This is a genomic window from Exiguobacterium sp. s125, assembly GCF_018618605.1.
Classification (GTDB): Bacteria; Bacillota; Bacilli; order Exiguobacteriales; family Exiguobacteriaceae; genus Exiguobacterium_A; species Exiguobacterium_A oxidotolerans.
This window is the reverse complement of the sequence record NZ_JACSMI010000006.1, coordinates 48428-72142: the sequence shown is the minus strand read 5'-3', so window position 1 is coordinate 72142 and position 23715 is coordinate 48428. Positions and strand designations below refer to the sequence as shown.

23 protein-coding genes and 1 riboswitch are annotated in these 23715 nt (G+C 46.5%); of the genes, 10 read left to right on the top strand and 13 right to left on the bottom strand.

The window, feature by feature from the left end; genetic code table 11:
- Both KNQ05_RS13155 and KNQ05_RS13150 read left to right on the top strand, forming a co-directional pair.
- On the top strand, positions 1-786 hold the full coding sequence (locus KNQ05_RS13155; protein ID WP_088836073.1) for a glucose 1-dehydrogenase: 786 nt from the start codon (positions 1-3) through the stop codon (positions 784-786).
- Positions 787-825: 39 nt separating this feature from the next.
- Positions 826-1800 (top strand): cation diffusion facilitator family transporter, encoded by a 975-nt coding sequence (locus KNQ05_RS13150; RefSeq protein WP_088836072.1) that lies wholly within the window; start codon positions 826-828, stop codon positions 1798-1800.
- 260 nt (positions 1801-2060) lie between these two features.
- Here KNQ05_RS13150 and KNQ05_RS13145 read toward each other — a convergent pair whose 3' ends face one another.
- The 4 genes from KNQ05_RS13145 to KNQ05_RS13130 form a co-directional block, all read right to left on the bottom strand.
- The gene (locus KNQ05_RS13145) at positions 2061-2807 is read right to left on the bottom strand and encodes a thermonuclease family protein (protein WP_239456793.1); all 747 of its coding nucleotides are present in this window, start codon (positions 2805-2807) and stop codon (positions 2061-2063) included.
- Between the two features lie 79 nt (positions 2808-2886).
- On the bottom strand, positions 2887-3240 hold the full coding sequence (locus KNQ05_RS13140; protein ID WP_214770594.1) for a thiol-disulfide oxidoreductase DCC family protein: 354 nt from the start codon (positions 3238-3240) through the stop codon (positions 2887-2889).
- Complete coding sequence (locus KNQ05_RS13135; protein WP_088836069.1) at positions 3237-3887, bottom strand: SDR family NAD(P)-dependent oxidoreductase; 651 nt, start codon at positions 3885-3887, stop codon at positions 3237-3239. The genes KNQ05_RS13140 and KNQ05_RS13135 overlap by 4 nt, the downstream gene beginning before the upstream one ends.
- Positions 3888-3944: 57 nt before the next feature.
- Positions 3945-4211: a DUF5327 family protein gene (locus tag KNQ05_RS13130; RefSeq protein ID WP_088836068.1), complete on the bottom strand. Its 267-nt coding sequence runs from the start codon at positions 4209-4211 to the stop codon at positions 3945-3947.
- 56 nt (positions 4212-4267) lie between these two features.
- Here KNQ05_RS13130 and KNQ05_RS13125 point away from each other — a divergent pair, with 56 nt between their 5' ends.
- Entirely contained in the window at positions 4268-5233 is a 966-nt protein-coding gene (locus KNQ05_RS13125) for a Gfo/Idh/MocA family oxidoreductase (protein ID WP_088836067.1), read from the top strand.
- Between the two features lie 36 nt (positions 5234-5269).
- Positions 5270-6928, top strand: a complete 1659-nt coding sequence (locus tag KNQ05_RS13120) for a glycerol-3-phosphate dehydrogenase/oxidase (protein WP_088836066.1) — start codon at positions 5270-5272, stop codon at positions 6926-6928.
- Positions 6929-7016: 88 nt separating this feature from the next.
- Here the strand turns inward: KNQ05_RS13120 and KNQ05_RS13115 are convergent, their stop codons facing one another.
- The 5 genes from KNQ05_RS13115 to KNQ05_RS13095 form a co-directional block, all read right to left on the bottom strand.
- Complete coding sequence (locus KNQ05_RS13115) at positions 7017-8306, bottom strand: DUF2252 domain-containing protein (protein WP_214805687.1); 1290 nt, start codon at positions 8304-8306, stop codon at positions 7017-7019.
- Between the two features lie 69 nt (positions 8307-8375).
- Positions 8376-9323, bottom strand: coding sequence for a peptide-methionine (S)-S-oxide reductase MsrA (gene msrA / locus KNQ05_RS13110; RefSeq protein WP_029332348.1), 948 nt, complete (start codon positions 9321-9323; stop codon positions 8376-8378).
- A 71-nt stretch (positions 9324-9394) separates the two neighbouring features.
- Positions 9395-9577 carry a hypothetical protein gene (locus KNQ05_RS13105; protein WP_029332347.1) on the bottom strand — a complete coding sequence of 61 codons (183 nt, stop codon included), beginning with the start codon at positions 9575-9577 and terminating at the stop codon, positions 9395-9397.
- A 56-nt stretch (positions 9578-9633) separates the two neighbouring features.
- A complete protein-coding gene (locus tag KNQ05_RS13100) occupies positions 9634-11394 on the bottom strand; it encodes a solute:sodium symporter family transporter (RefSeq protein WP_214805685.1) in 1761 nt (586 codons plus the stop codon).
- Between the two features lie 527 nt (positions 11395-11921).
- A complete protein-coding gene (locus KNQ05_RS13095; RefSeq protein ID WP_214805683.1) occupies positions 11922-13403 on the bottom strand; it encodes an amino acid permease in 1482 nt (493 codons plus the stop codon).
- A 112-nt stretch (positions 13404-13515) separates the two neighbouring features.
- Positions 13516-13700, bottom strand: a riboswitch (Lysine riboswitch).
- Positions 13701-13871: 171 nt separating this feature from the next.
- Here KNQ05_RS13095 and KNQ05_RS13090 point away from each other — a divergent pair.
- Positions 13872-14327 (top strand): MarR family winged helix-turn-helix transcriptional regulator, encoded by a 456-nt coding sequence (locus tag KNQ05_RS13090; RefSeq protein ID WP_088836062.1) that lies wholly within the window; start codon positions 13872-13874, stop codon positions 14325-14327.
- A 156-nt stretch (positions 14328-14483) separates the two neighbouring features.
- A complete protein-coding gene (locus tag KNQ05_RS13085; protein ID WP_251132085.1) occupies positions 14484-15575 on the top strand; it encodes a GGDEF domain-containing protein in 1092 nt (363 codons plus the stop codon).
- Between the two features lie 72 nt (positions 15576-15647).
- On the opposite strand, the gene KNQ05_RS13080 is transcribed toward KNQ05_RS13085, so the two are convergent.
- Complete coding sequence (locus KNQ05_RS13080) at positions 15648-16262, bottom strand: TetR/AcrR family transcriptional regulator (RefSeq protein WP_214767659.1); 615 nt, start codon at positions 16260-16262, stop codon at positions 15648-15650.
- 193 nt (positions 16263-16455) lie between these two features.
- Here KNQ05_RS13080 and KNQ05_RS13075 point away from each other — a divergent pair, with 193 nt between their 5' ends.
- From KNQ05_RS13075 to KNQ05_RS13060, 4 genes are all read left to right on the top strand, one after another.
- Positions 16456-17112 (top strand): HlyD family secretion protein, encoded by a 657-nt coding sequence (locus tag KNQ05_RS13075; RefSeq protein WP_088836060.1) that lies wholly within the window; start codon positions 16456-16458, stop codon positions 17110-17112.
- 12 nt (positions 17113-17124) lie between these two features.
- A complete protein-coding gene (locus KNQ05_RS13070; protein WP_214767657.1) occupies positions 17125-18819 on the top strand; it encodes a DHA2 family efflux MFS transporter permease subunit in 1695 nt (564 codons plus the stop codon).
- 122 nt (positions 18820-18941) lie between these two features.
- Complete coding sequence (locus KNQ05_RS13065) at positions 18942-19484, top strand: hypothetical protein (RefSeq protein WP_159174009.1); 543 nt, start codon at positions 18942-18944, stop codon at positions 19482-19484.
- A 128-nt stretch (positions 19485-19612) separates the two neighbouring features.
- Positions 19613-20170: a nitroreductase family protein gene (locus KNQ05_RS13060; RefSeq protein WP_088836057.1), complete on the top strand. Its 558-nt coding sequence runs from the start codon at positions 19613-19615 to the stop codon at positions 20168-20170.
- Between the two features lie 247 nt (positions 20171-20417).
- Here KNQ05_RS13060 and KNQ05_RS13055 read toward each other — a convergent pair whose 3' ends face one another.
- The 3 genes from KNQ05_RS13055 to KNQ05_RS13045 are packed head-to-tail and all read right to left on the bottom strand — an operon-like array spanning position 20418 to position 23390.
- Positions 20418-21623, bottom strand: a complete 1206-nt coding sequence (locus KNQ05_RS13055; RefSeq protein ID WP_214805681.1) for a CDP-glycerol glycerophosphotransferase family protein — start codon at positions 21621-21623, stop codon at positions 20418-20420.
- 31 nt (positions 21624-21654) lie between these two features.
- A complete protein-coding gene (locus tag KNQ05_RS13050; RefSeq protein ID WP_159174012.1) occupies positions 21655-22680 on the bottom strand; it encodes a ribitol-5-phosphate dehydrogenase in 1026 nt (341 codons plus the stop codon).
- A complete protein-coding gene (locus tag KNQ05_RS13045) occupies positions 22677-23390 on the bottom strand; it encodes an IspD/TarI family cytidylyltransferase (RefSeq protein ID WP_029332336.1) in 714 nt (237 codons plus the stop codon). Before KNQ05_RS13045 ends, KNQ05_RS13050 begins: the two co-directional genes overlap by 4 nt.
- Between the last annotated feature and the right edge of the window lie 325 nt (positions 23391-23715).

The following is a 23715-nucleotide window of genomic DNA, read 5'->3' as shown; positions in this document are numbered from 1 at the left end:
ATGTATAATAGTCTAAACGGAAAAGTAGCTATCGTCACAGGCGGTTCAATGGGAATTGGCGAAGCCGTCGTCCGCCGTTACGCGGAAGAAGGTACAAAGGTCGTCATCAACTATCGGAGCCACCCGGAAGAAGCGGATCAGATTGCTGAAGACATCAAGCAAGCCGGTGGAGAAGCCATTACGATTCAAGCTGACGTATCGAAAGAGGACGACATGATTCGTCTTGTTAAAGAAACAGTTGACCACTTTGGTCGACTCGATATCTTCGTCAACAATGCCGGTGTCGAAATGCCATCACCGTCGCACGAAATGTCCCTCGAAGACTGGCAAAAAGTCATCGATGTCAACTTAACCGGTTCATTCCTCGGCGCACGTGAAGCCTTGAAATACTTTGTCGAGAACGACATTAAAGGGAACATCATCAATATGTCGAGCGTTCACGAAATCATTCCATGGCCAACATTTGTTCACTATGCGGCAAGTAAAGGCGGCGTCAAACTGATGACGCAGACGCTCGCGATGGAGTACGCACCAAAAGGCATTCGAATCAATGCGATTGGGCCGGGAGCGATCAACACACCAATCAATGCAGAGAAATTTGAAGACCCGGAACAACGTAAAGAAGTCGAAAGCATGATTCCAATGGGGAACATCGGGAAGCCTGAAGAAATTTCCGCTGTCGCTGCATGGCTTGCTTCTGACGAATCCAGTTACGTGACCGGCATCACACTATTTGCAGACGGTGGCATGTCACTTTATCCATCATTCCAAGCAGGACGCGGTTAATTCCGCTTTCCTGCTTTTTTAAAAGGAGAGGATCACACTATGGCCAACTTTTTCTCACTAATGAGGCGTGGTAACAAATCTGCTTTAGCTGCCGCTATCGTCAATACGATTATTGCCATTATTAAATTCATCGCTTATATCTTAACCGGTAACATCGCCATGTTCGCAGAAATGATGCATACGATCGGTGACGCTGCCAATCAAATGTTCGTTTATGTCGGATCTGCGTTAAGTAAAAAAGCACCAACAAAACGATTCCCGAATGGATTCGGTCGACTCGTCAATCTCGTCCTGCTCGCAGCAATTATCGTCGTCGCCATTTTAGCGTATGAGACGATCCGTGAAGGCGTGTTGCATATTCTACATGCTCCAGGAGAAGAAACAAGCGGACTGTGGATCATCTTAACAGCGCTTGGAATCGGCGTTGTCCTTGAAATGGGTGTCTTTTATAAAGCGATGATTGAAATCGCTCATGAAACCGGTCTGAAATCGCGTGGATTCACGCTCGTTCGCGAAAGTTTCTCGAAGCTTGGACAAGCAAAACCAGCGACGCGACTCGTCTTTATGGAAGACTTAGTTGCGACACTAGGTGGTCTCATCGCCATTATCGCCGTCCTCATTTCGCACTATACATCGTTTTATCAAGCAGAAGGGATTGCTTCTGTTTTAATCGGATTGATGATGTTTTACGTCGTCTATAACGTCTTCATTCAAAATGCAGCCGGTGCGCTCGGTGAAACTGATGAAGTCTTGACGGCAAAAATCGCAGAGATTTTACTCCGTGATAAAGATGTCCGTGATATCGAAAAACTTGAAGTCATCAAAGAGGGCGATCATTTCCACGTTGATCTTGAAATCGAAGTCGACCGTGGCATGACAATCGCGCAAGCCGATGACATCAAAGACCGTCTCGAACTGCAAATCCGGATTTTAAAAGGCGTGACCGACGTCACGATTGCCTTTGATGAGGATGATCAAATTCCGCATTATAAACCCTTCCCGCCTTCAGAATAAGAGGGAGTAACCACAAACAGTGGGCACCTGTTAGGGTGTCTCAGACTGTAGACAACGTGCTATCGGGAGATACGCGTGCTTCCCTCGGGCGAGGCGGACATGCAGACCGTTTAGAAAACGCCGATGATTCCATGAAAAACGGGATCATCGGCGTTTCGTGCGTACAGGACGGAACCGTCCGTCATGAGTTTGAGTTTGAAGCGCCTTTAACATCGGCCCCTTCAGACAATAAAGGACAAACTCTCATGGGGCGTGCATCATTAATTCGCAGCGCGTCGAAAACCCGCTTGTTTCGCTTCCTGTTCGCTACAGAACATTTCCTCTGGCTTGACGTCCTCGTATGAACGACCGCCTCTGACATGATAAATCTTGTTCCCTTGCCGGTTGATATTTCCTTTGATGTCTTCACACTGACCTTTTGCCGAAGAAGTCGATTCCTTCGTCAAGACCGTTTCGTCAAATCCACGATTCGTCGCATAGCCTTCCGTTTCCCAAATGCCTTTTTTCGCTGCTTTTGCTTCTTGTTCAATGTCTTCGAACGTTTTGACATACCGCGTATCCGGTTCGTACACATAGGCGACACGCGCAAGCCCTTGACGTAACAGCTCTTGATTAACCATCTTGCCATCAATCCAGACGTACGCTAGGAGACGACCGTAACGATCCGCCTTTGAGTGATCTCGCTCGATGACGATTTTGCTCCCTTTCGGTAAGAGGTCTTTCGTAAAGCTTGAAGCTTCCGGTCCGAACGGTTGAACCGGTTTTTCCGGGTTTACCGTTTCTGGCGTATCGATTAACAAAAAACGGACGTCTTCAATCTTCCCATCCGGTAACCGGACTTTAATTGTATCCCCGTCGACGACCCGCTCGACGGTCACTTGTGTGGCCTTTGTATCATCCGGTTGTGCGATACCGAACTTCGTTTCTGTTTCCGGATCTGCCTCTAAGGCACAGCCTGTACTGAATACTAGTCCGACTAGCATCAATGCCTTCATCCAAAACTTCATCATGCTCCTCCTTTTTGTTAGTGAGCCCGTCCATTCAAAAAACGCCGACCTTGCTTGCGTCGGCGCTTCGCTACATGTATTAATTGATGGAACACTCCGTCGTACAGCTCATCGGAATGACGCGATTTTTCGCGACTCGGTCATAGAGTGGTGCTCCGATTCGTAAAACAATCGCTAACGAGACCACTGGAGAGGCAGGTAAAAGAACTGGCAAGGTTTTCGTCAACAGACGAATTCCTTCGATTCCCGGGTACCGGACCCCTCGCTCGGTTTCGACATGCATCCGTTCGAGCAATCGCGGTTGTTGTTCCACCGGCATCCGTCGCGCATCGGAAAACGTCAACTGCTGAAAACAATCAATCCGTTCAAGCAGCCGTTTCGATTTTTGACAGAGTGGACAGAGACCATCGTAGTAGACGATTAACTGTTTCATTCTGCAGACAAGACTTTTTCGACATCCGTCCGGTTCGAATACAGTGTGTAGAAGGCTTCAGCGACATTCGCCGGATCGAGCGCCGTCCCCCGCTTCACTTCTCCTGCAATCGTGACCGTCCCGACGTAAACGTTATTTTCTTTTAGCGTGTCATGCAGCATGTGTGTCAATTGACGGACACCCGCTTTTCCAATCGATAGTCCGGGTAATGATTTAATCGCATGAATTCCAGCCCCGCCACCTGTGATTAAGATGGCGCCGTCTTTTCGTTCCACCATATCCGGTGCGACGAGCTGCGCAGCATCGAGTGCCCCGAGGACGTCGATTTCAAATTCTTTCGTGATTTGTTCTGCTGAGGCGTCGAGAACCGATGACTGATGCAGAATCGATGCATTGTAGACAAGGACGTCGACTTGTCCGTATTGTTCCTTCGTCCATTCGACAAGGGATGCGATATCCGTTCGGCGTGATGCGTCACACTCGACACCGACTGCTTCGACCCCATGCTCTTTCAATTCCGTGACGACAGCAGCAAGTGTGTCTTGCGTTCGCGCTGCACAAACGATTTGGAAGCCTTCTTTCCCGAATCGTTTACTGATTTCGACACCATTTCCTGGACCTGCTCCAATGATGATTGCTGTTTTCATACTGTTTCCCCCTCTGGCTTGTCTGTCTTTTCTATTCCCAAAAAGTTACGTATCTAGTCAAAAATCAAGCAATGACGGACCTTTTTGTTCATCTTCTTGTGCAACGCCCATGAAGCGTGCGAGCATCGGATCGACGTCCGGTTTTGCTGCCGGAGCTGTCTGTGAACGCACGACGTTTGCTGCCGGTGTGCCCGGTTGCTCAAGCAACAGCTCACAGTATGCTTTCATTGTCGCCAGTTGTTCGACTTGCGCCGTACCGCTCGTCTGCTCGATTTTTGCCATCGTCTGCCGCATTTTTTCAATGACATGTTGTTCTGAAATCATCTTCTTCACCTCACTTGTGCTAAATTGAAGGGACTAACCGAAAAGGAAGTGTCCTTATGATTCGTACTGCTTTAGTTGGATTTGGTCTTGCTGGAGAACACCTGCATGCCCCCTATATTACATCGCCCGATTATCAGCTCATTGCTGTTCAGTCGAGTCGTCCGGATGCAGTTGCAAAAAGCTACCCAAACGTGCCTGTATATCCATCGCTCGAAACATTACTCGCCGAGGAAACGATCGATCTCGTCGTTATCGCGACACCGAATTCTGAGCATTATCCTCTCGCACGCCTTGCGTTAGAGGCAGACTGCCATGTTCTCGTCGAAAAACCGTTTACCGTGACGCTCGCTGAAGCAGAACGATTAACTGAACTGTCTCGTCAACAAAATCGCTTACTGACAGTCTATCATAATCGTCGTTACAAAAAAGACTTCGAAACGCTACTGGAACTCGTCCGGACCGATCAGCTCGGCGACGTTCAGACGTTCGAAGCCCATTATGACCGCTACCGTCCGACCGTCCGTGAACGCTGGCGGGAACAGGACGTACCCGGTGCCGGACTCTTGTACGATTTAGGATCGCATTTAATCGATCAGGCTCTGACTTTATTCGGAGAACGACCGGATCGTGTCTTTTGTGACCAAACGATTCAGCGGATCGACGGTCCGGTTGACGATTATACGCACCTCATTCTCGCCTTCGGAACACGGCGTGCGATTCTTCACATCGGTTCGCTCGTTCCGATGTCTGGACGTTCTTTGAGCGTGCACGGAACGAAAGCAAGTTACTTCGTTGACATGGTCGATACGGAGAATGCGACCTATACATTCGGCCTTCCGGAACAACCACCTGAAGAACGCCCTTTCTTAAAGCCGGCTTCTACGTATTACACGGATCTTGCACGGGCAATCCGAAATGAAATTCCGCTCGTCGTGACGACAGAGCAAGCGTTATTTGTCATGAAAATCATTGATTATGCTCAAAAGAGTGCAAAAGAGGGTACATGGATATCAGTAGAGTAATTCAATCCAATTCATAATGAACAGGGGGAACTATTCATGTTTTCAAGTACAGAACGCACGGCATGGTTAGAAGAGATGGGACAAGAACTGCTCGATGTATTAGTCATCGGAGGCGGAATCACGGGCGCCGGGATTTTGCTCGACGCACAAAGCCGCGGTATGCGTACCGGTTTAATCGAAATGCAAGACTTTGCTGAAGGCACATCAAGTCGCTCAACGAAACTCGTTCACGGGGGACTGCGTTACCTCAAACAATTCGAAATCAAGCTCGTCGCAGAAGTCGGAAAAGAGCGGGAAATCGTCTATGAGAATGCGCCCCACGTCACGACACCGGAATGGATGATGTTACCGCTCGTCGAAGGGGGAACATTCGGAAGTTTTTCAACTTCTATCGGTTTACGTGTCTACGACCAACTCGCTGGTGTACGACGCAATGAACGCAGAACGATGTTATCAAAAGAAGAAACACTCGGTTATGAACCACTCCTGCGCTCAGAACACCTCGTCGGTGGCGGGCGCTACGTGGAATACAAAACGGATGATGCTCGCTTGACGATGGAGGTCCTAAAATCCGCTATCAGTTATGGGGGACGTCCCGTCAACTATACGAAAGCAGAATCACTCGTCTATCATAACGGGAAAGCTGTCGGCGTCGAAGTCCGTGACCTCTTAACAGACCGGACGTATACGATTCGGGCGAAAAAAATCATCAATGCGACGGGTCCATGGGTCGATGAATTACGGGAACAAGATGGTTCAAAATCTGGTAAGTCGCTCCATCTGACAAAAGGGATTCACCTTGTCATCGATCAAGCTGATTTCCCGCTCCGTCAAGCCGTTTATTTTGATGTCTCAGACGGACGGATGATCTTCGCGATTCCACGCGAAGGGAAAACCTACGTCGGAACAACCGACACGAACTATAAAGGTGACATTCTCGAGCCTGGTGTCACGGAAGAAGACCGCGACTATATCTTAAAAGCGACAAATGATATGTTCAATATCGAGCTTCGTCCGGAGCACGTCGAGTCGACGTGGTCTGGTCTCCGTCCATTGATTCATGAAGATGGCAAAGATCCGAGTGAACTGTCTCGTAAGGATGAAATCTTCATTTCGAAATCCGGCTTGATGTCGATTGCTGGTGGTAAACTAACCGGTTACCGGAAAATGGCGGAACGCATCATCAATATGGTCGCCGAACAATTCAAAAAAGAAGAAGACCGGATTTATCTTGAATCACGGACGCGTCATATCTTACTTGGCGGCGGACATAAAGATGGTAGTAAAGGATTTGCCCGCTACTTGAAAGAGCAACAACCGAAAGGAGAAGCCCTCGGTCTCTCGCCAGACGAGACGACATGGCTCATCCAACGCTACGGAACGAACGTCGAACGGGTGTATGAACTCATTCGTTCACGTGGCAGTGAAGCGGAACGTTACCAGTTACCACTTCACTGGTTCGGTGCGCTGCTTTACGGACTCGAAGCCGAGCTCGTCATGCAACCCGGTGATTTCTTGAATCGCCGTGCGTCCGCCGTATTCTTCGATTATCCAAATGCCGAGAAATATGCGGACGGCGTACTCGCTCTCATGCGTAGCGAACTCGGTTGGTCGGCTGAAGAAGAAGCAAAAGCCAATGAAAGCATCAAACGTGAGTTTGACGCTGTTCGTGTAAAAAGTTCAGTTCCCTCTTAAATTAAGAAATTAGCCTAAAAAAGGCAGGAGACGCCGAAGTTCAATTCGGTGTTTCCTGCCTTTTTCCGATTCCCAAAAGACCATTTTCTTATCGGTTCGTCATCCAGTTCAAAAACACGTGGAAGTCTAGCTTCGTTCTTTCCGCATAGGCGTTTGACCAGCGTTGAATTTGCTGAAGGAAAACTTGCTCTGACTGTCCGATTGCTTCGATAATCGCGACATCCGCATGATGAGTGAGAACCGTCGCCTTAATTCCTGCATCCATATCGGCTCGCGCATGGATTTTCGCCGTAATCCGACCTTGAAGAGCTAATACATTTTCAAGATCATCCTGGCTTTTAATATGCTTTGCTTTTAATTTCTTTTTGTACGGAGAGCGCTCTCGAATGTAATACTCCTTTTGATGCATCGTCACGTATCCAAGGTGAGGATCTTCATGCGCTTGCATCGCTTTTTGAGACGCGATGACCCGTAATCCTTGATGGACGGTCTCGACATCTTCGCGGTAAACAGGAACGAATAAGGACGGCACAGCCGTTTGTGCTTGTTTCATCTCAAGGATGACGTCCGGCTCTTCCTTCCCTTCCCCATTGATCAAAATGTAATAGCGTTCCAGACCAATCGAGGCGGTTCCGCTATCCAGTTTGTGGACGATGTCCTTGATCGTATAAAACGCGTCGTCTCTTCGATCGTTCTCATCGACTGATGCAATGTAATCCGGCCAGATCGCTTCGATTGCTGCGTACGTCTCTTTTTCGACACGCTTCATATCCGGTAGATCAAGAAACTTCCGGTGTCCATCAATCACAGTAGTTCGTTCACCAAGCAAGTCTGCTTTCTTCTTTTCAGCTTTTTTAATTAATTTTCGAATCGGTCCTTTCGTATTCTTGACCGTAAAACAGATGTCACTCGGATTTTTACCATTCGCGTATTCATGAAGGTCGTGTAAGTAGTTTTCAATGTAGGCTTTAATCGCCGGTTCCGGATCATAAGCGACCTCGTCTGCAAATAAACGGACCGAAACGGCCATCCGGATGACATCGTAAAGATAGGATCCGAGATACCCTTCATCAAAGTCATTAACGTCATAAATGATTTCACCCTTCGCATTTCCATGAACACCGAAGTTCTCAAAGTGGAGATCGCCTTGAATCCATGTCGGTGTCTCAACCGGTGTGTCGAACCCTAATGGAATACGGGTCAAATCATAGTAAAACAGATGGGAACTGCCGCGGAAAAACAGAAACGGACTTTGGCTCATCTTGTCATATTTTTTCCGTCGAGCCGTTTCATCGAGTCCTCGCACTTTATCATCATAAAAATCCAATACTTTGGCAATCGTCATCTGTCGAATGTCATCATAAACTGCTGTAAACAAAACATGACCTCCTTTCGATTCTAAAAAAGGCAGCCAAAACGAATTCGTTTTGCTGCCTTACGATTTGACTTACTCGAAGTGTTTTTTATATTCCCCATATCCGGCAGAGTCAAGCTCTTCTACCGGAATAAATCGAAGAGCAGCGGAATTGATGCAGTAACGCAGACCACCGAGCTCTTTTGGACCATCATCAAAGATATGACCGAGGTGACTATCGGCATCAGCTGAACGAACTTCTGTCCGCGTCATGCCGTGCGTCGTATCAAGATTTACTTCCATCTTGTCTTCTGCGATCGGCTTCGCGAAACTCGGCCATCCGCAACTTGAGTTGAACTTGTCTTTTGACGTGAAGAGTGGCGTTCCATCGACGATATCGACATACAGCCCCGGACGTTCTTCATCCCAGTATTCATTTCGGAAGGCCGGTTCTGTCCCGCTCTCCTGTGTCACTTTATACTGGATGGGTGTTAAGCGTTGTTTCAATTCCTGTTCCTTACCGTGATCTTTCCAAGCTTCTTTGACGAACTTGGCACGACCCGATCCGACACTATACATTTGATAGCGGAACGGATTTTTTTTGTAGTAGTCCTGATGATATTCTTCCGCCGGCCAAAATGGTGCTGCCGGACGGATGTCGACGGCAACCGGTTTTGAAAAACGACCAGAAGCATCAAGCGCTGCTTTTGATTGTTCCGCCGCTTGCTTTTGCGCTTCATCAACATAAAAAATAGCGGGTTCGTACGATTGACCTCGGTCATTAAACTGACCGCCACCGTCAGTTGGATCAATTTGACGCCAAAATACTTCAAGTAATTCTTCATATGTGATGACAGACGGATCATACGTCACCTCGACTGCTTCGAGATGTCCCGTCGTCTCAGAACAAACTTCTTTATAGGTCGGGTTTTCTGTATGACCACCGGTGTAGCCGGAAATCACCTGGTCGACACCATCATACTTATGAAACGGTTTGACCATACACCAGAAACAACCACCTGCAAATATTGCTTTTGCCATCTATCTTCCCCTCCTCTTTCTATCTCTCTAGTCTACTGCTTTTTAAAGCATGCCCCTACTATCTTGCTCACTCAATCTTCTGGATTTGCCTTCAGGCGTCGCATGACAAAATAAATCGCTGCAAAAACTAAAATCAATCCGCCGAGCGAATACCAAATGTTGTTCATGCGATAAATCATTTGATAAATCGCTAATGTAATCAATAAAATCGCAATCGGGATGAATGCCCGTTTAAAGTGGTACCAGTAGTTCACGATGCTCGCCTCCATTTTTCTTTAATCTTAATCGATTTGAGCCGTCAACTGTGAACTTATTCCGCTCGTTTGTACTCTTCCTCGAGATAAGTCGTATACCGCGTATGCCACGACTTCAAGGCAAAGCGCCAGAGAAAGACCGTCCCGACAAGCAAGACAAGCGTGATTGGCCAGAACCAGCCTGAAACGATACCATCCGGATAGGCGAGTCCTATTTTCGAGAAGAGGACATACATCAAGATGATACTCGACACGAGTAAGACCGAGACAGGCATCGCATATTTCCACGGCGTCATCCCCGTCGTACGTACCGGTCGACGACGATTCACCTGCATAACAGGACGATATTTTCCCATGAACCACATGAACAGCACTTCGATCACCAATAAAATACCATAGCCATGGATAAAGCTGATTCCGTGATCGATTCCGAACAACTGTCTGAGTCCGAAAACAAAGAAGTAATAGGCAATGACATGAAAAACAATGACGATTTTGGCAGCAATCGGTGGAATCGTCCGCACGAGCATTCCCATCATGACGATGACGAGAATCGGAATGTTGAAAAATCCTGTGAACTGACGAATCAACGTCCAAAGACCGTCTGGTGCATACATTAAGAATGGAGCGACGACAAATGAAATCAAGGCAACGATCGTTCCGAAGATTTTACTGACACGAATCAACTGCCGATCGGTCGCTTCTTTCGCAAAGACCGGGCGATAAATGTCGAGTACGAACAACGTCGCGATACTATTTAAGAGTGAGTTGAATGAACTAAAGACTGCTCCCAGCAAGACGGCCAAGAAAAATCCCATCAATGAGACAGGGAGCAACTCCGTGATTAATTTCGGATAGGCCAAATCTCCACTTGCTAGATTATCTCCATACAAATGGTACGCAATCACACCCGGAATCAACATGAATACCGGGACGAGTAGTTTCAGGAAGCCTGTCATCAAGACACCCTTTTGTCCCTCTTTTAAGTCCTTTGCTCCAAGCACGCGCTGAATCACATATTGATTGAGTGACCAATAGAAGAGATTCGCAAACAGAATCCCTGTAAAAATCGAAAAGAACGGAACGGCGTCGGTTGACGACCCAATCGCATTCAATTTTTCAGGGTGTGTCGTTGCGAGACGCTTCATTCCGTCGACCATGTTTCCGTCCCCGAGTGCAAAAAAACCAAGAATCGGAACGAGGAAACCGATGATGACAAGGCCGACTCCATTTAATGTATCGGAGACGGCGACAGCCCGTAGTCCTCCGAAAATTGCATAGATGGCCCCGATGATCCCGACAACCCAAATGACGAGCCACAGCGACTGCGTATAACTCAATCCAAATAACTCCGGTACGTTAAACAGCTGTAAGACGGCAATCCCGCCGGAGTAAAGCATCGATGGAATCGTCACGCACATGTAGCCAAGTAAGAATAAGAGCACCGTCATCCGCCGGACCGTTTCATCATAGCGCTGACTTAAAAATTCAGGTAACGTCGAAATCCCCATCCCCAAAAACTTAGGCAACAGGTAGATCGCCATGATGATGGCAGCAAACCCTGCCGTGACTTCCCACGCCATGCTCGACATATTCCCCATGAACGACTGACCGTTCAAACCAATCAGTTGTTCTGCCGAAAGGTTGGTCAGAAGCAAGGAACCGGCAATAAAGATTCCGCTTAGTCCACGTCCTGCCAAAAAATATTCGTCAACTCCCTGTTCCTTGCCTCGTGTCATGCGATAGGATACATAAGCAACGAGCGCCATGAAGAACGCGGCCGAACCCAGTGTCAAAATCAATTCATATGTACTCATTTCACACTTCCTCCATCTCAATCGTTTTAGTAGGTTTACCGTAAAGAATTTATTCCTTATTTTTACTTTATTGAAACAATATTTTTAGATAAAAATAAAATTATTAAAAAGAAATAATCCAATTACGGATTGACATACTTGCAGGGACATATCATGGAAAGAAACTAAAAAAACCTTTCGGAAAACCACTCGGTTCTTTTATACACAAATAACCCTCTCGCAAGTGAGAGGGTTTTTGTGTGTAGACAAACTATTAAGAAGCGTAAACATGCGATAACGAGAGACAATCCGTCACGATACTACCTAAAAAGCGTCATGTTTCGTTGACTCCTAAGGGAAAAGTGCGTTTTCAACGCACTGTCAGAGGCAGGCAAGACCCTACTCATTGTCCGTTAGGATCAAGGAGCAACGGCTTGCGCCTCGCCCGAGGAAAGCAACGAAAAAAGACGCTTGATCTCCCGATTCCCGATAACACTTTGCTTATAGTCTGACCTCTCGTAAGCGAGAGGGTCCTTTAGCTTATACTATTATTTTTTCGGATGCTTCGGAAACTCCATCTCATCATACCGGACAACCGATGTCCGGTGTTTGACTTTATGTCCGAGCCAAAAGACCAAGAATAACGGAATTCCGATATACGTTGCTGCAATCCCAACCCAGTCGATTTGATCAGCGAGGAACGCGGCATAGTTTTGCCCAACGATAACGAGGAAACATAGGCCAAATGCGAATAGCGGACCAAACGGGAACGCCGGTGCAACGTACGGTAAGTCACGTAACGCATGCCCTTGGGCGACGAAACCTTTTCGGAAACGGTAATGGCTGATCGCGATCCCGAGCCACGCGATAAATCCTGTCATTCCGGAAGCATTCAGTAACCAAAGATAAACTTGTCCGCCGAACATCGATGTCAAGAAACAAAGTGCACCAATTGTCCCTGTCGCGAGTAACGCATTCCGCGGCACACCGTTTTTTGAGACTTTCGCAAACAGTTTCGGTGCATCACCTTGTCGTGCCAGTGTGTAGAGCATCCGGGTTGAAGCATACATCCCGGAGTTCCCGGCAGACAAGACGGACGTCAAGATGACCGCATTCATCAATGCTGCTGCAAACACGAGTCCTGCTTTTTCGAAGACGAGTGTGAACGGACTGACGGCAACATCCGTAATATCATTTGAGACAAGGCTCGGACTTGTGTATGGAATCAACATTCCGATGACGAAGATCGCAAATACATAAAATAATAAAATGCGCCAAAACACCTGTTTAACTGCTTTCGGGACATTTTTTTCCGGATCTTCCGACTCACCTGCTGCGATTCCGACGAGCTCCGTCCCTTGAAAGCTAAAACCTGCGACAAGAATGATACCGATGACAGCTGGAATCCCTCCGACAAACGGTGCATCACCTAAGCCAAAGTTTTTGAAGCCTGCTGGTGGCTCCGAAGTAAAGATACCAAAAATCATCGCGACTCCTACACCAAGAAACACGATGACCGTGACGACTTTAATCATCGCAAACCAGTACTCGGCTTCACCGAATCCTTTGACCGAAAAATAATTTAATCCAATCATTAAAAGTAAAAACAGCGCGCTAAAATAGACGCCCGGAATGTTCGGGAACCAGTAATGCATGACGATTTGTGCTGCGACGAGCTCGACGGCAATCGTGACGGCCCAGTTGTACCAGTAGTTCCATCCTAAGGCGAACCCGAATGAAGGGTCGACGAACTTCGTCCCGTACGTCGAGAACGATCCTGCGACCGGCATATAGGCGGCCATCTCCCCAAGGCTCGTCATCAAGAAGTAGACCATCAATCCGACGATTGTATAAGAAAGTAACGCACCGCCCGGTCCTGCCGCTGCAACAGAGGCACCTGACGCGATGAATAAACCGGTCCCAATCGCTCCGCCAATTGCAATCATCGACATATGCCGGGCTTGAAGCCCTCGTTGTAGCCCTTCTGCTGTGGAATCGAGGGGTTGTTGTTGCTGTTGTAAATTGTTCATGTCTGTCGCTTCTCTCTTTTTATAATTTTTGAGAGGGCGTAAAAAAGCGCCCTCACCTTCCAAGAGGAAGATGAGAACGCAACATATCGATGATGCGTCTCATTCTACCGTCGTGAAAGATAGCTCCCCATAAACCGCAAACGGTTCATGACAGTATTAGACCTGTTTGATCTAATCCCAATCGCTGACTTTCAAAGTAGTCTACGATTTCGGCAATTCTTCCTTTTGAGCTATTTCATCTGCCGCTTGACGACATCCGTAACCCGACTCATAAGAATCGCAACCTCCATCCCACTGGTTGAGTGAGAACTAATTAAGTTGATTTACTAATTCATTACTTCGACATAGTACATAATATGTTTCTTGTTTGTCAATTTATATTTTTGAATCCTACCGTGCTCATAGTAAAATTCCGATATTTTTAGTACACTAAATGGTAGAAGGTAGTACAGAAAGGATGTTGCTCAGATGGGACAAGAACAACATGACCAATTGACATATCGATTAGAAGAACAAATGCGCGTGATTCTCCGGACGTTGCGCCGTGAGTTGAATCAACTGTTTGAAGGTACTGCAACGCGAAGTGAATTCTTCATCTTACGTAGCTTATCTGAAAACGGCCCCCAGCGTCCGACATTACTCGCGGAACAGTTCGAACTTGCGACAAGTCAGGTCACCGCTTTGACAGATAAACTTTATAAGACCGGTTTTGTGACACGGACACGTTCGACGGAAGATCGTCGTTCAATCGTCCTTGCCTTGACTGACGAGGGAGAGGCCGCTTTTCGGAATCTCGAAGTCGTCCGTCGCAAATATCTTCAGGAGCGATTCGGCACTTTGTCTGAAGAGGAACTGAACGTGATGATCCATGTATTTGATAAAATCCTCGCGACAATGGATGAAGAAGTCGTCTCATCCAATTAATAAATTAAAAATCAAGAGAAGGACAGAGGTTTTATTCTGTTTTTCTTTTTTTATTCTAAACATTCAGACCTCCTATACCGTTAGTAGAACGAGTATACTCAAAGTATATAATTGGAAGTATACTGCAGGGGGAGTTGGGAGGATTTGTTGTCTATTATGAATAACTTCATCATAAATTTTTGTCTCTTATTCACGACGATCACGCTTTTATTTTTACCTTTTCGAAATCAACCAAGAATTACACCAAAATCAAAGCTTGAATCACGCCTTATTTTAGGTTGTGTAGCTGGTGCAATTGCTGTACTCCTCATGTTCAACAGCATTCAAATTGATATTGCCCGGATTGACTTACGTATCATTCCTGTCGCGATTGCCACATTATTTGGCGGATTGCCTAGTGCCTTCATCACGGGAGTCATGATTATCGGAACGCGTTTTTTAATTACACCTGCTGATCAAATCGAAGGAGCGATTCTCGCTTCCGTCATCATGATTTTATTCATTTTGACAATTGGCATAGCACGCAGATTTTTACGTAATACATTGCTGACTTTTGAATTAATGATCGGAATCGGTATTCTCTATTCGTTACCAGCTATCTATGCACTGACAAACAGTTGGGAAACGTTTTTCAAAGTATCGGTTACGTACATTTTCTTTAATTTATTAGCCGGCCTCGTCACCTATCGCTTATTAGCCGAACTGCGACGACATTTTGAAAATATCCAGTACCAGCAAAAACTTGCGATGACCGACGCCTTGACGGGTCTCGCTAATCGCCGACGTCTGGACGACTCCCTATCACTCGTCGGATCGGATGACGATGGATATTCACTTATCCTGATCGATATCGATTTCTTCAAACACGTTAACGATACATATGGTCATGATGCCGGCGACGATGTGTTGCGGCAACTCGGAACGACACTTGCCTCTATTGTACGTCCGGATGATTTAGTCGGTCGGTACGGTGGAGAAGAATTTTTGATCATTTTACCGAACACATCATTGAAGGATGCGAAAAAAATCTCTGAATTAGCGCGGACGACAGTCGCCCGTAACCTGTTCCCGACTGCACATGTACCTGATTTGAAGATTACGATTTCGTTAGGAATTGCCCATTCGGGTGGATCCCATACATCACTCGAAGCATTGCAACAAGCGGATAAAGCACTCTATGCTTCAAAAGAGCACGGACGTAACCAAAGTACGATTTATACGAAACAGCTGGAATTCCGTCAAGCGTAATCTAACGTTATATCCGACTAGCACAAAAAGTGCCATTCCCTCACATCGGAATGGCACTTTTTAGTTCATTTTTTAGACAGTCCCAGGGCCTGTCTGAGGAAAACCAATACTTTCAACTGTTCCGAAGACGATCATCTGACTAAGCTGATTTGCCATATACTCGGAGGAATACGGACGATCATTTCGTAACCACGACATCAAGAGCCCGAGTTGACCACCAATGACGTAGTTCAGTAATAAATCCCGATCCACCGGAACAGAGACACTTGTCGTCTCCCGGAAAGCAAGACGGTAGTTTTCTTTTAACGTATCCAAGAAACGGGAGATGAACGTCTTGACTGTTCCTTGGAGCAGCATCGTCCGGTAAAAGCGCTCGTTTTGCTCAATGTGGATGAACAAACGTGCAAAGTAACGACTGACGCGTTCGACTGTCGGAGGCTCGGTCGATTGTTTTCCTGTAATCCGAATCGCTTCTGCGAGCAACGTCATGTGTTCCTCAACGATTTGATCCAGCAAATCGTATTTATCTTTATAGTGCGCATAGAAGGTCGAACGATTGACCTCAGCACCATCCGTCAACATTTTGACGGTGATCGTCGAAAAGGAATGGTGTTCAAGTAAATGAAATAGCTCTGTCGTAATACGTTCACGTGAACGTTTAGGACGTGGATCGCACGACTGATTCATTTAAAATTCAGCTCCTTTTTACGTATTGTATCCGTTAACAAAGACTTTTCCAACATTTCGTCGGAAATTGTTGGTTGTTTGTTTGTTATGCACCCATATAATTAACTGTATTAACTACTCCTCCCCAGAGGAGTCTTTTTTATGAGACCGCACTGGGGCGATCAGCTAGTAACAGAAAGGATGCAACTTACTCATGAACATGAAGAAATTATTAATCATCAATATTTTAACGCTCGTCGTTTTAATTGGTGGTGGTGCGATCGGTTATTATTACTACGATCAAGCAACAAGTTACGTCAAAACAGAAAATGCCAAAATCGACGGTAAGATGATTACAATTGCTAGTCCTGGCGCTGGAAAACTCACTGACTGGACGGCAAAAACAGGACAGACACTCGATAACGGGGCGACACTTGGTCACGTCATGATAGCACAAACTGGTCAAAAACCGGTTGATGCGTCAATCGAAATGCCAGCAAAAGCAACCGTCGTTCAGTCGATGGCGACAGAGAACGGCTTTGTTGGTGCCGGTACGCCGCTCGCTTACGGATTTAACTTAAATGAATTATGGGTCACAGCAAACGTCGAAGAAACAGAAATCGATGAAGTCAAAGTCGGTCAAGCCGTCGATGTCTATGTCGATAGCTATCCTGATACAACACTTTCGGGTGAAGTCGAACAAATCGGGATGACAACAGCAGGCACGTTCTCGATAATGCCGTCATCGAACGGAAACGCAAACTATACAAAAGTCGCGCAAGTGATTCCCGTGAAGGTATCGCTCTCACAAGAAAAATCACTCGACATTCGCCCTGGTATGAATGTGACCGTCCGCATTCATAAGGATTAAGGAGGGACGCTTATGTCTACGACCTTCCTCTTTGGATACATTGTGTTCATGCTTGTCACGTTCCTTGCAGTCAATTTGATTGCACGCCGGGCACGGCAACCGCGGGTAGCTGGCGCAGGAGGTCCGGCGCTTGATGAAACATTGATTGAAGCAGAAGCGGTTGGCGCGATTCCAGCCGCCCCTGCTCCGCAAGCGCAAGCGACGATTTCAACGGAAAACATCAGTATCCCGAAAGTCATCACTGTCCTGTTAATTGGAATGTTCATCGCGATTTTGAATCAGACATTAATCAACGTCGCTCTTCCTGTCTTGATCAACGACTTCAACGTCACGACGTCGACAGCACAGTGGTTGACGACCGGGTTCATGCTTGTCAACGGAATCTTGATTCCAATCAGTGCGTTCCTCATGCGAAGCTATACGTTTCGCCGCTTGTTTCTTGTCTCGATGACGTTGTTCTTCTTCGGATCGATCATTTGTTCGATGGCGATGAACTTCCCGGTTATGATGATCGGACGTGTGGTCCAAGCAGCCGGAGCCGGTGTCTTGATGCCGCTCGGTACGAACGTCTTCATGACATTGTTTCCACCCCATAAACGGGGAGCTGCGATGGGCATGCTCGGGATTGCGATGATTCTTGCACCGGCGATCGGACCAACGATCACAGGATATGTCATTCAAAACTACGATTGGCACGTCATGTTCTATGCAATGGCCTTCTTTGGTCTCTTAACACTTTTACTTGGATTTGCCTGGTTCAAACTCGTCCAACCGTTATCAAAACCAAAGTTCGATGCTCTCGGTGTTGTCTTTAGTACGATCGGGTTTGGTAGTCTCTTATACGGATTCAGTGAAGCCGGAAACGACGGTTGGGACAGCCCTGTCGTCATCAGTACGATTGTCATCGGGCTACTTGGTATTGCCGCCTTCGCTTTGCGTGAGCTTGCGATGGACGACCCGATGCTTAACATCCGTGTCCTAAAAGTACCGGAATTTTCATTCACCCTCTTCATTAACGTCATCGTCACGATGGCCTTGTTCGGCGGGATGTTGCTGCTGCCGATTTACTTGCAGAGCATCCGTGGTTTTTCACCCGTCGACTCAGGTCTCTTATTACTGCCTGGTTCATTGATCATGGGAATCACCGGTCCTTTCGCCGGTCGACTGTTCGACCGGTTCGGCATTCGACCGCTTGCCATCTTCGGTCTGACGTTGATGACGTACGGAACATGGGAATTGACGCAACTTGATTTGAACACGTCTTACTATTCCATCATGGGCATCTATATGCTCCGGTCCTTCGGGATGGCGTTCATCATGATGCCGATTATGACAGCTGGCATGAACGCTCTGCCGATGAAGATGATTCCTCACGGAAACGCGACACAAAATACATTACGCCAAGTCGCTGGATCAATCGGGACGGCCATCCTCGTCACGGTCATGACCCGTCAAACGACAGCTCATCTCGCGGACGATGCCAACCAGTTTACGACACTTGACCCAACACTCTCGCAACACCTTGGTGAGCTCGGACAACAGCTTGGTAGTCCACAAGCCGCATCCGTTAGCTGGTTGACGCAATTGACGAAACAAGCGACGATCAGTGGAATTACAGATGCCTTTTGGGTGGCGACTGTCTTGTCTGCTCTTGCACTCGTATTGTCATTCTTCCTTCATGGAAAAAAAGAACCGAATTTAGATTAACGTGTCTTATCCAGCCAGTTGACGGCACATCGTCAGCTGGCTTTTTAATCGTTCACCTTTGCACTTCTTCTCTAATATCGATACACTAGGTTCATTGAGTTCATATCAAAAGGAGATGCTTTATGGTTGCCTTCCTTCAATTTTACGCGTTCATTTTCGCCTGTTGCTTCGCGTGGCAGGTCGGACGACCATCTCTTTCCTGGTCGCAAAAAATCTCGCGTGCGTTTTTAACGAGTATCAACAGTCTCTTCGTCTTTTTCCGTGCTTCGGTCTCGATTTTCTTACTCGTCGGTCCGTTAGTGCTTGTCTCGTACTATGTCTTTCCGAACCTCTTACAGTTCGAAGGTGGTCTCGCAATCGTCATCAGCGTGCTCGTGATTGGTCTAATTGATCGGCTCGTCAGCCTCGTCATCTTACCGCTTATCCGCTCGTTTTTCTTGAAGCGTAAACGCATCATGCCGCAGTTGCTTGAAGCAACTTTTTATACGTTGTCCATGACGGTCTTGCTTTACATTAACTTGACGGCTGTTCCGGGTGTCGAACTCGGACTTGCGATCCCGATTTTCTTTGGTTTCACAATTTATTTTGCACATTATTTAATGGCATTACTGCGATTACGCCAAGTCAAAAAGAAACTCGCTACGACAGCAAGCAAAAAACAATAACCACATGAAACGAACGATGACTTCCATTGAATTCTAGTCACCGTTCGTTTTATTTTTCGGATTACCATTGACAATGATAATCGTTATCATTTATATTTTAAGAGTACTTAGGTCAGGAGATGATAGTGATGAATGCACGACAACTCATTTTAGAACGACGTTCGGTTCGTTCCTACACCGATCAACCTGTTCCATCCGAAATGATTGAAGAAATCTTAGAAGCAGCAATTTATGCACCGAATCATAAGTTACGCGAACCATGGCGTTTTGTTCTCGCGATTGGTGAAGGACAAGTCCGGTATGTCGAACAATTGATGGAGCTCCTTGAAGCACGTGGTCAATTCGATCAAAAAACGGATGAGCAACGCCTATCATTTAAAGAAAAAATAAGTGAAGTCCCGGTGTTCTTGACGGTCCTTTATCACGTTCAAGGAACAGACGATCAACAGACAGAAGATTTACTTGCGACTGCTGCGATGATTCAAAACATCCAACTGCTTGCATCGGAACTTGGTTTAGGAAGCTGCTGGAAAAGCGGGAAACATTGGTTTACAGACGAATATGCGACACTCGTCGGTGCCCATGATGAAGAACGTGTCGCCGGTGTCATCCAACTCGGTTGGCCTGCGATGATTCCACCACTAAAAAAACGGACACCTGCCCGCGAAAAGTTAACGCACTTTTAAGGAGTGCGCATCCTGCGAGCTACCCCTGCTCGCACCAATCAAGCCCCATTTATAGAGTCATAAGCGATTATTTTGCAACTTCCTCCCCAAACGAAGTTGATCAAATAATCGCTTTTTCTTCTGCACGCTTCCCTCATTCCTGTCAGAAAACCGATTAAAAAAACCCGGATGATTCTCACTTTTTTTTAAAAGCAGAATCGTCCGGGTTTCTCTATATACTGTGTGATGTCCTTCAAAATGATCGTATTTACACGATTGTCGTTTTTTCAGGTGACACTGCAGGCGACTGCACATGATCTAACAGATGATCCACGATGCGTTTTGTCGCTTGCCCATCTTGATACGTGAAGAATTGACGGGCGAATTCCTCAATCTTCTCTGATTCGAACTGCCCTTGTTTCACCCAAGCGATGACTTCGTTGAACGAGGAAACAATCGGCCCCGGGACAAACGATTCATACGGGAAGTAAAAATCACGTTCTTCCTTATAGGATGTCAAATCATTCACGAGGAAGATGATTGGTTTTTTGAGTAAAGCGAACTCAAAGATGACGGACGAATAATCCGTGACCAAAATGTCTGAAATCTGCATCAAATCATTGATATCCGGATAATCCGTCATATCGATGATTTGGTCCGAAAATTCAGCCGGGACGACAGGACGATTAAGCACGAACGGATGCATCCGTAACAATAAAATATACTCGCTCCCGAGTTCTTGGCGGAACTGTTCGAAATCGAGTTCCTCATCATAATGTGCCGTCGTCTGACCGTTACCCCGGAAAGTCGGAGCAAGAAGAATGATTTTCTTCGAACGCCACTCCGGATGGTCAGCATACAGTTTTTGTTCGACATGTGCTTGGCGCGCCGGATTCAAGAGTTGATCCGTTCGTGGGACACCGAGTGGATGAACACGGGCCGCGTCCATCCCGAATGCTTCAGCATACGGTTCGATACAGGCTGTTCCCGAGACATAGACTTTCGAGTAGTTTCGGTGAATTTGAACCATCTTCAAGTAATCATCGTCCGGTGAATAGGATTTATCGAGCACACTGTAGCCGAACTTTTTAAAGGCGCCACATGCATGCCACAGTTGAATGACCTCAGTCCCTTGACGCAGTGACGAGACATAGACCGGATAATAGTAGTCATCGATGATGAAATAGCGGGCAGTCGCGAGTTCATACGTCGCCCGCATCATGTGGAAGACGTATTTAATCTGACCGAAAAGACCTTGTGGGAACCGCTTTAACAGGAACACATAGCTGAATCCAAGATCGCGGCTCTCAAGTTCGTCATAAACGGCACGGAAGTTATCAACGAGCTTGTCTGAACGATATGTCGCAAACACGACTTTTTGCTTGTCAATCGGCAAGCGTCTCGCAAGCCAATACGTCATGACCAGTAAATAATGAACTGTCCGCCGCTGAATTAAACGTATTTTTTGTTTCATGAGTGACCCCTTCTGTTGCACCTACTAATTTTTACATGCACCATTCCATGACGGTTTTTCCGAAACGGTTCGTTAAATCGCTTTCGAACGCTTGATGGATGTCCTCGATTTGACGAATTTGGAATACACCTGCGACTAAGTTCGACAAGTATTCTGGAATATCCGGGTACGTTTGATACAGTTCCATCGTCCGAGCGAAGTCCGTTGGTGTACTGCGACTCGAACCATAGACACGTAATCCTTTTTCGAGAATCATCCGTGTATTGACAGAAACAGGCTCCTCAGATACACCGAGCAATGCCATCGTTCCTTCTGGAATGATATAGTCAATCATTTGATTGATTGCATATTGACTGCCGATGCCGCCTACACACTCAAACCCGTGATTGAAGGCAACACCTTCTGGAATTTGGTCGATATGATACGTCTCATCCGCGAACGAGAAGTAATCGAGCTTCGATTGTGTTTTTCCGAAGACGAGTAATTTTGCTTCCGGATACAGTTTACGTAACAACAGTGCTGTGATGAAACCAAGGTTTCCGTCACCCCAAATTCCGAACGTTTCCCGACGCGCATGTGCGATTTGGTCGAAACGTGTCACGGCGTGTACAGCGACACTGACGAGTTCTGTAAAGGCTGCGACTTCCGGGTTAAGATCTGCCGGTACTTCGACGAGACGATCGGCTTGAATGAAAACATAATCTTGCATGTAGCCATCATAACCGCTTGAACGGAAACGACTTGTCCGCAAGTAGTTTTCGCCGATGATGTCATCCGTCTCAGACGGCGTATTCGGTACCATCGCAACGAGCGTCCCTTTTGTGAATGTTCCTGACGGGTCATGAACGACTTTTCCGATTCCTTCGTGAATCATCGCCATCGGTAATTTTTTCGCGAGTACTTCTGCACTACGGCTTCCTGTGAAGTAACGTTGATCCGCGTGACAGATTGACAAGTAAGTCGGCCGGACGACGACGCGATCAGATTTTAACGACCGCTCATCATACGTCACCTCGATTTGACGAGGTGCAACGAGTTGATAGACTTGGTTAATCATTGGTTAATCCGCTCCTTCAGGATTGCGTTAGCAATACGTAAATCATAAGGTGTCGTGACTTTGATGTTGAAGAGTTCTCCTGTGACGAGTGCGACATCTTCACCTTTGAGCAATAGAATCTTACACGCATCCGTTAAGATGGCACGCTCTTCAGCAGACAAGGCTTCATAATGTGATTTCAGCTTCGTGATTTGGAAGCTTTGTGGTGTTTGCCCTTGATACATCTGGTCACGGACCGGAATGTCTGTGATTGTTTTTCCGTCTGTCGATGCAACGATTGTATCGATGGCTGAAATGACGGTATCACATGCACCATACTCAAGTGCTGTCGAGATATTTTCTTTAATGATCCGGTGTGTCAGGAATGGACGGACCGCATCGTGCGTTACGATAATATCTTCATCTGTGATGCCATTCTTTTCGTCGATCCAGTTGATCGCCGCCATGATGGATTCGTTCCGGTCATTTCCACCAGCCGTGATGACGATGCGCTCATCTTGTCCGATGTATTTTTCTAAGATATCGCGTGTATAGTTAATCCACGCTGTTGGTGTGACGATGATGACACGGTCAAAATCATCGTTCAGTAAGAATTTTTCGACCGTATGGACGAGAATCGGACGTTCCCCAATTGAAAGAAATTGTTTTGGACGATCGACGTTTCCCATGCGTGTTCCTTTTCCCCCAGCTAAAATTGCTGCATAAATCATCTTGTATCGCAGATGTCTCATCCGTCGCGTGACGGCGCTGTCATGAAACAACCTGCTTCCCTCCCTTATCAAAAATCTTTTTTGGTTTCCACCTACCAGCGATGTGGGTATATCTTCGAATAGAGTCGGATAATCGGATCACACTTGACGAAAAAAACAAAAAAAATATACAAAGCACTATTTTTTTTGCTTTGTCACGATATAATGATTGGTGATTTCTAATACAACTATACTATGTTCCTGGTGATTTTAAAAACCTATTACTTTTGTGTAAATACATTGTAATCATTTACGTGAGGAGAGATTGTTTTGACAGAAGAAACAC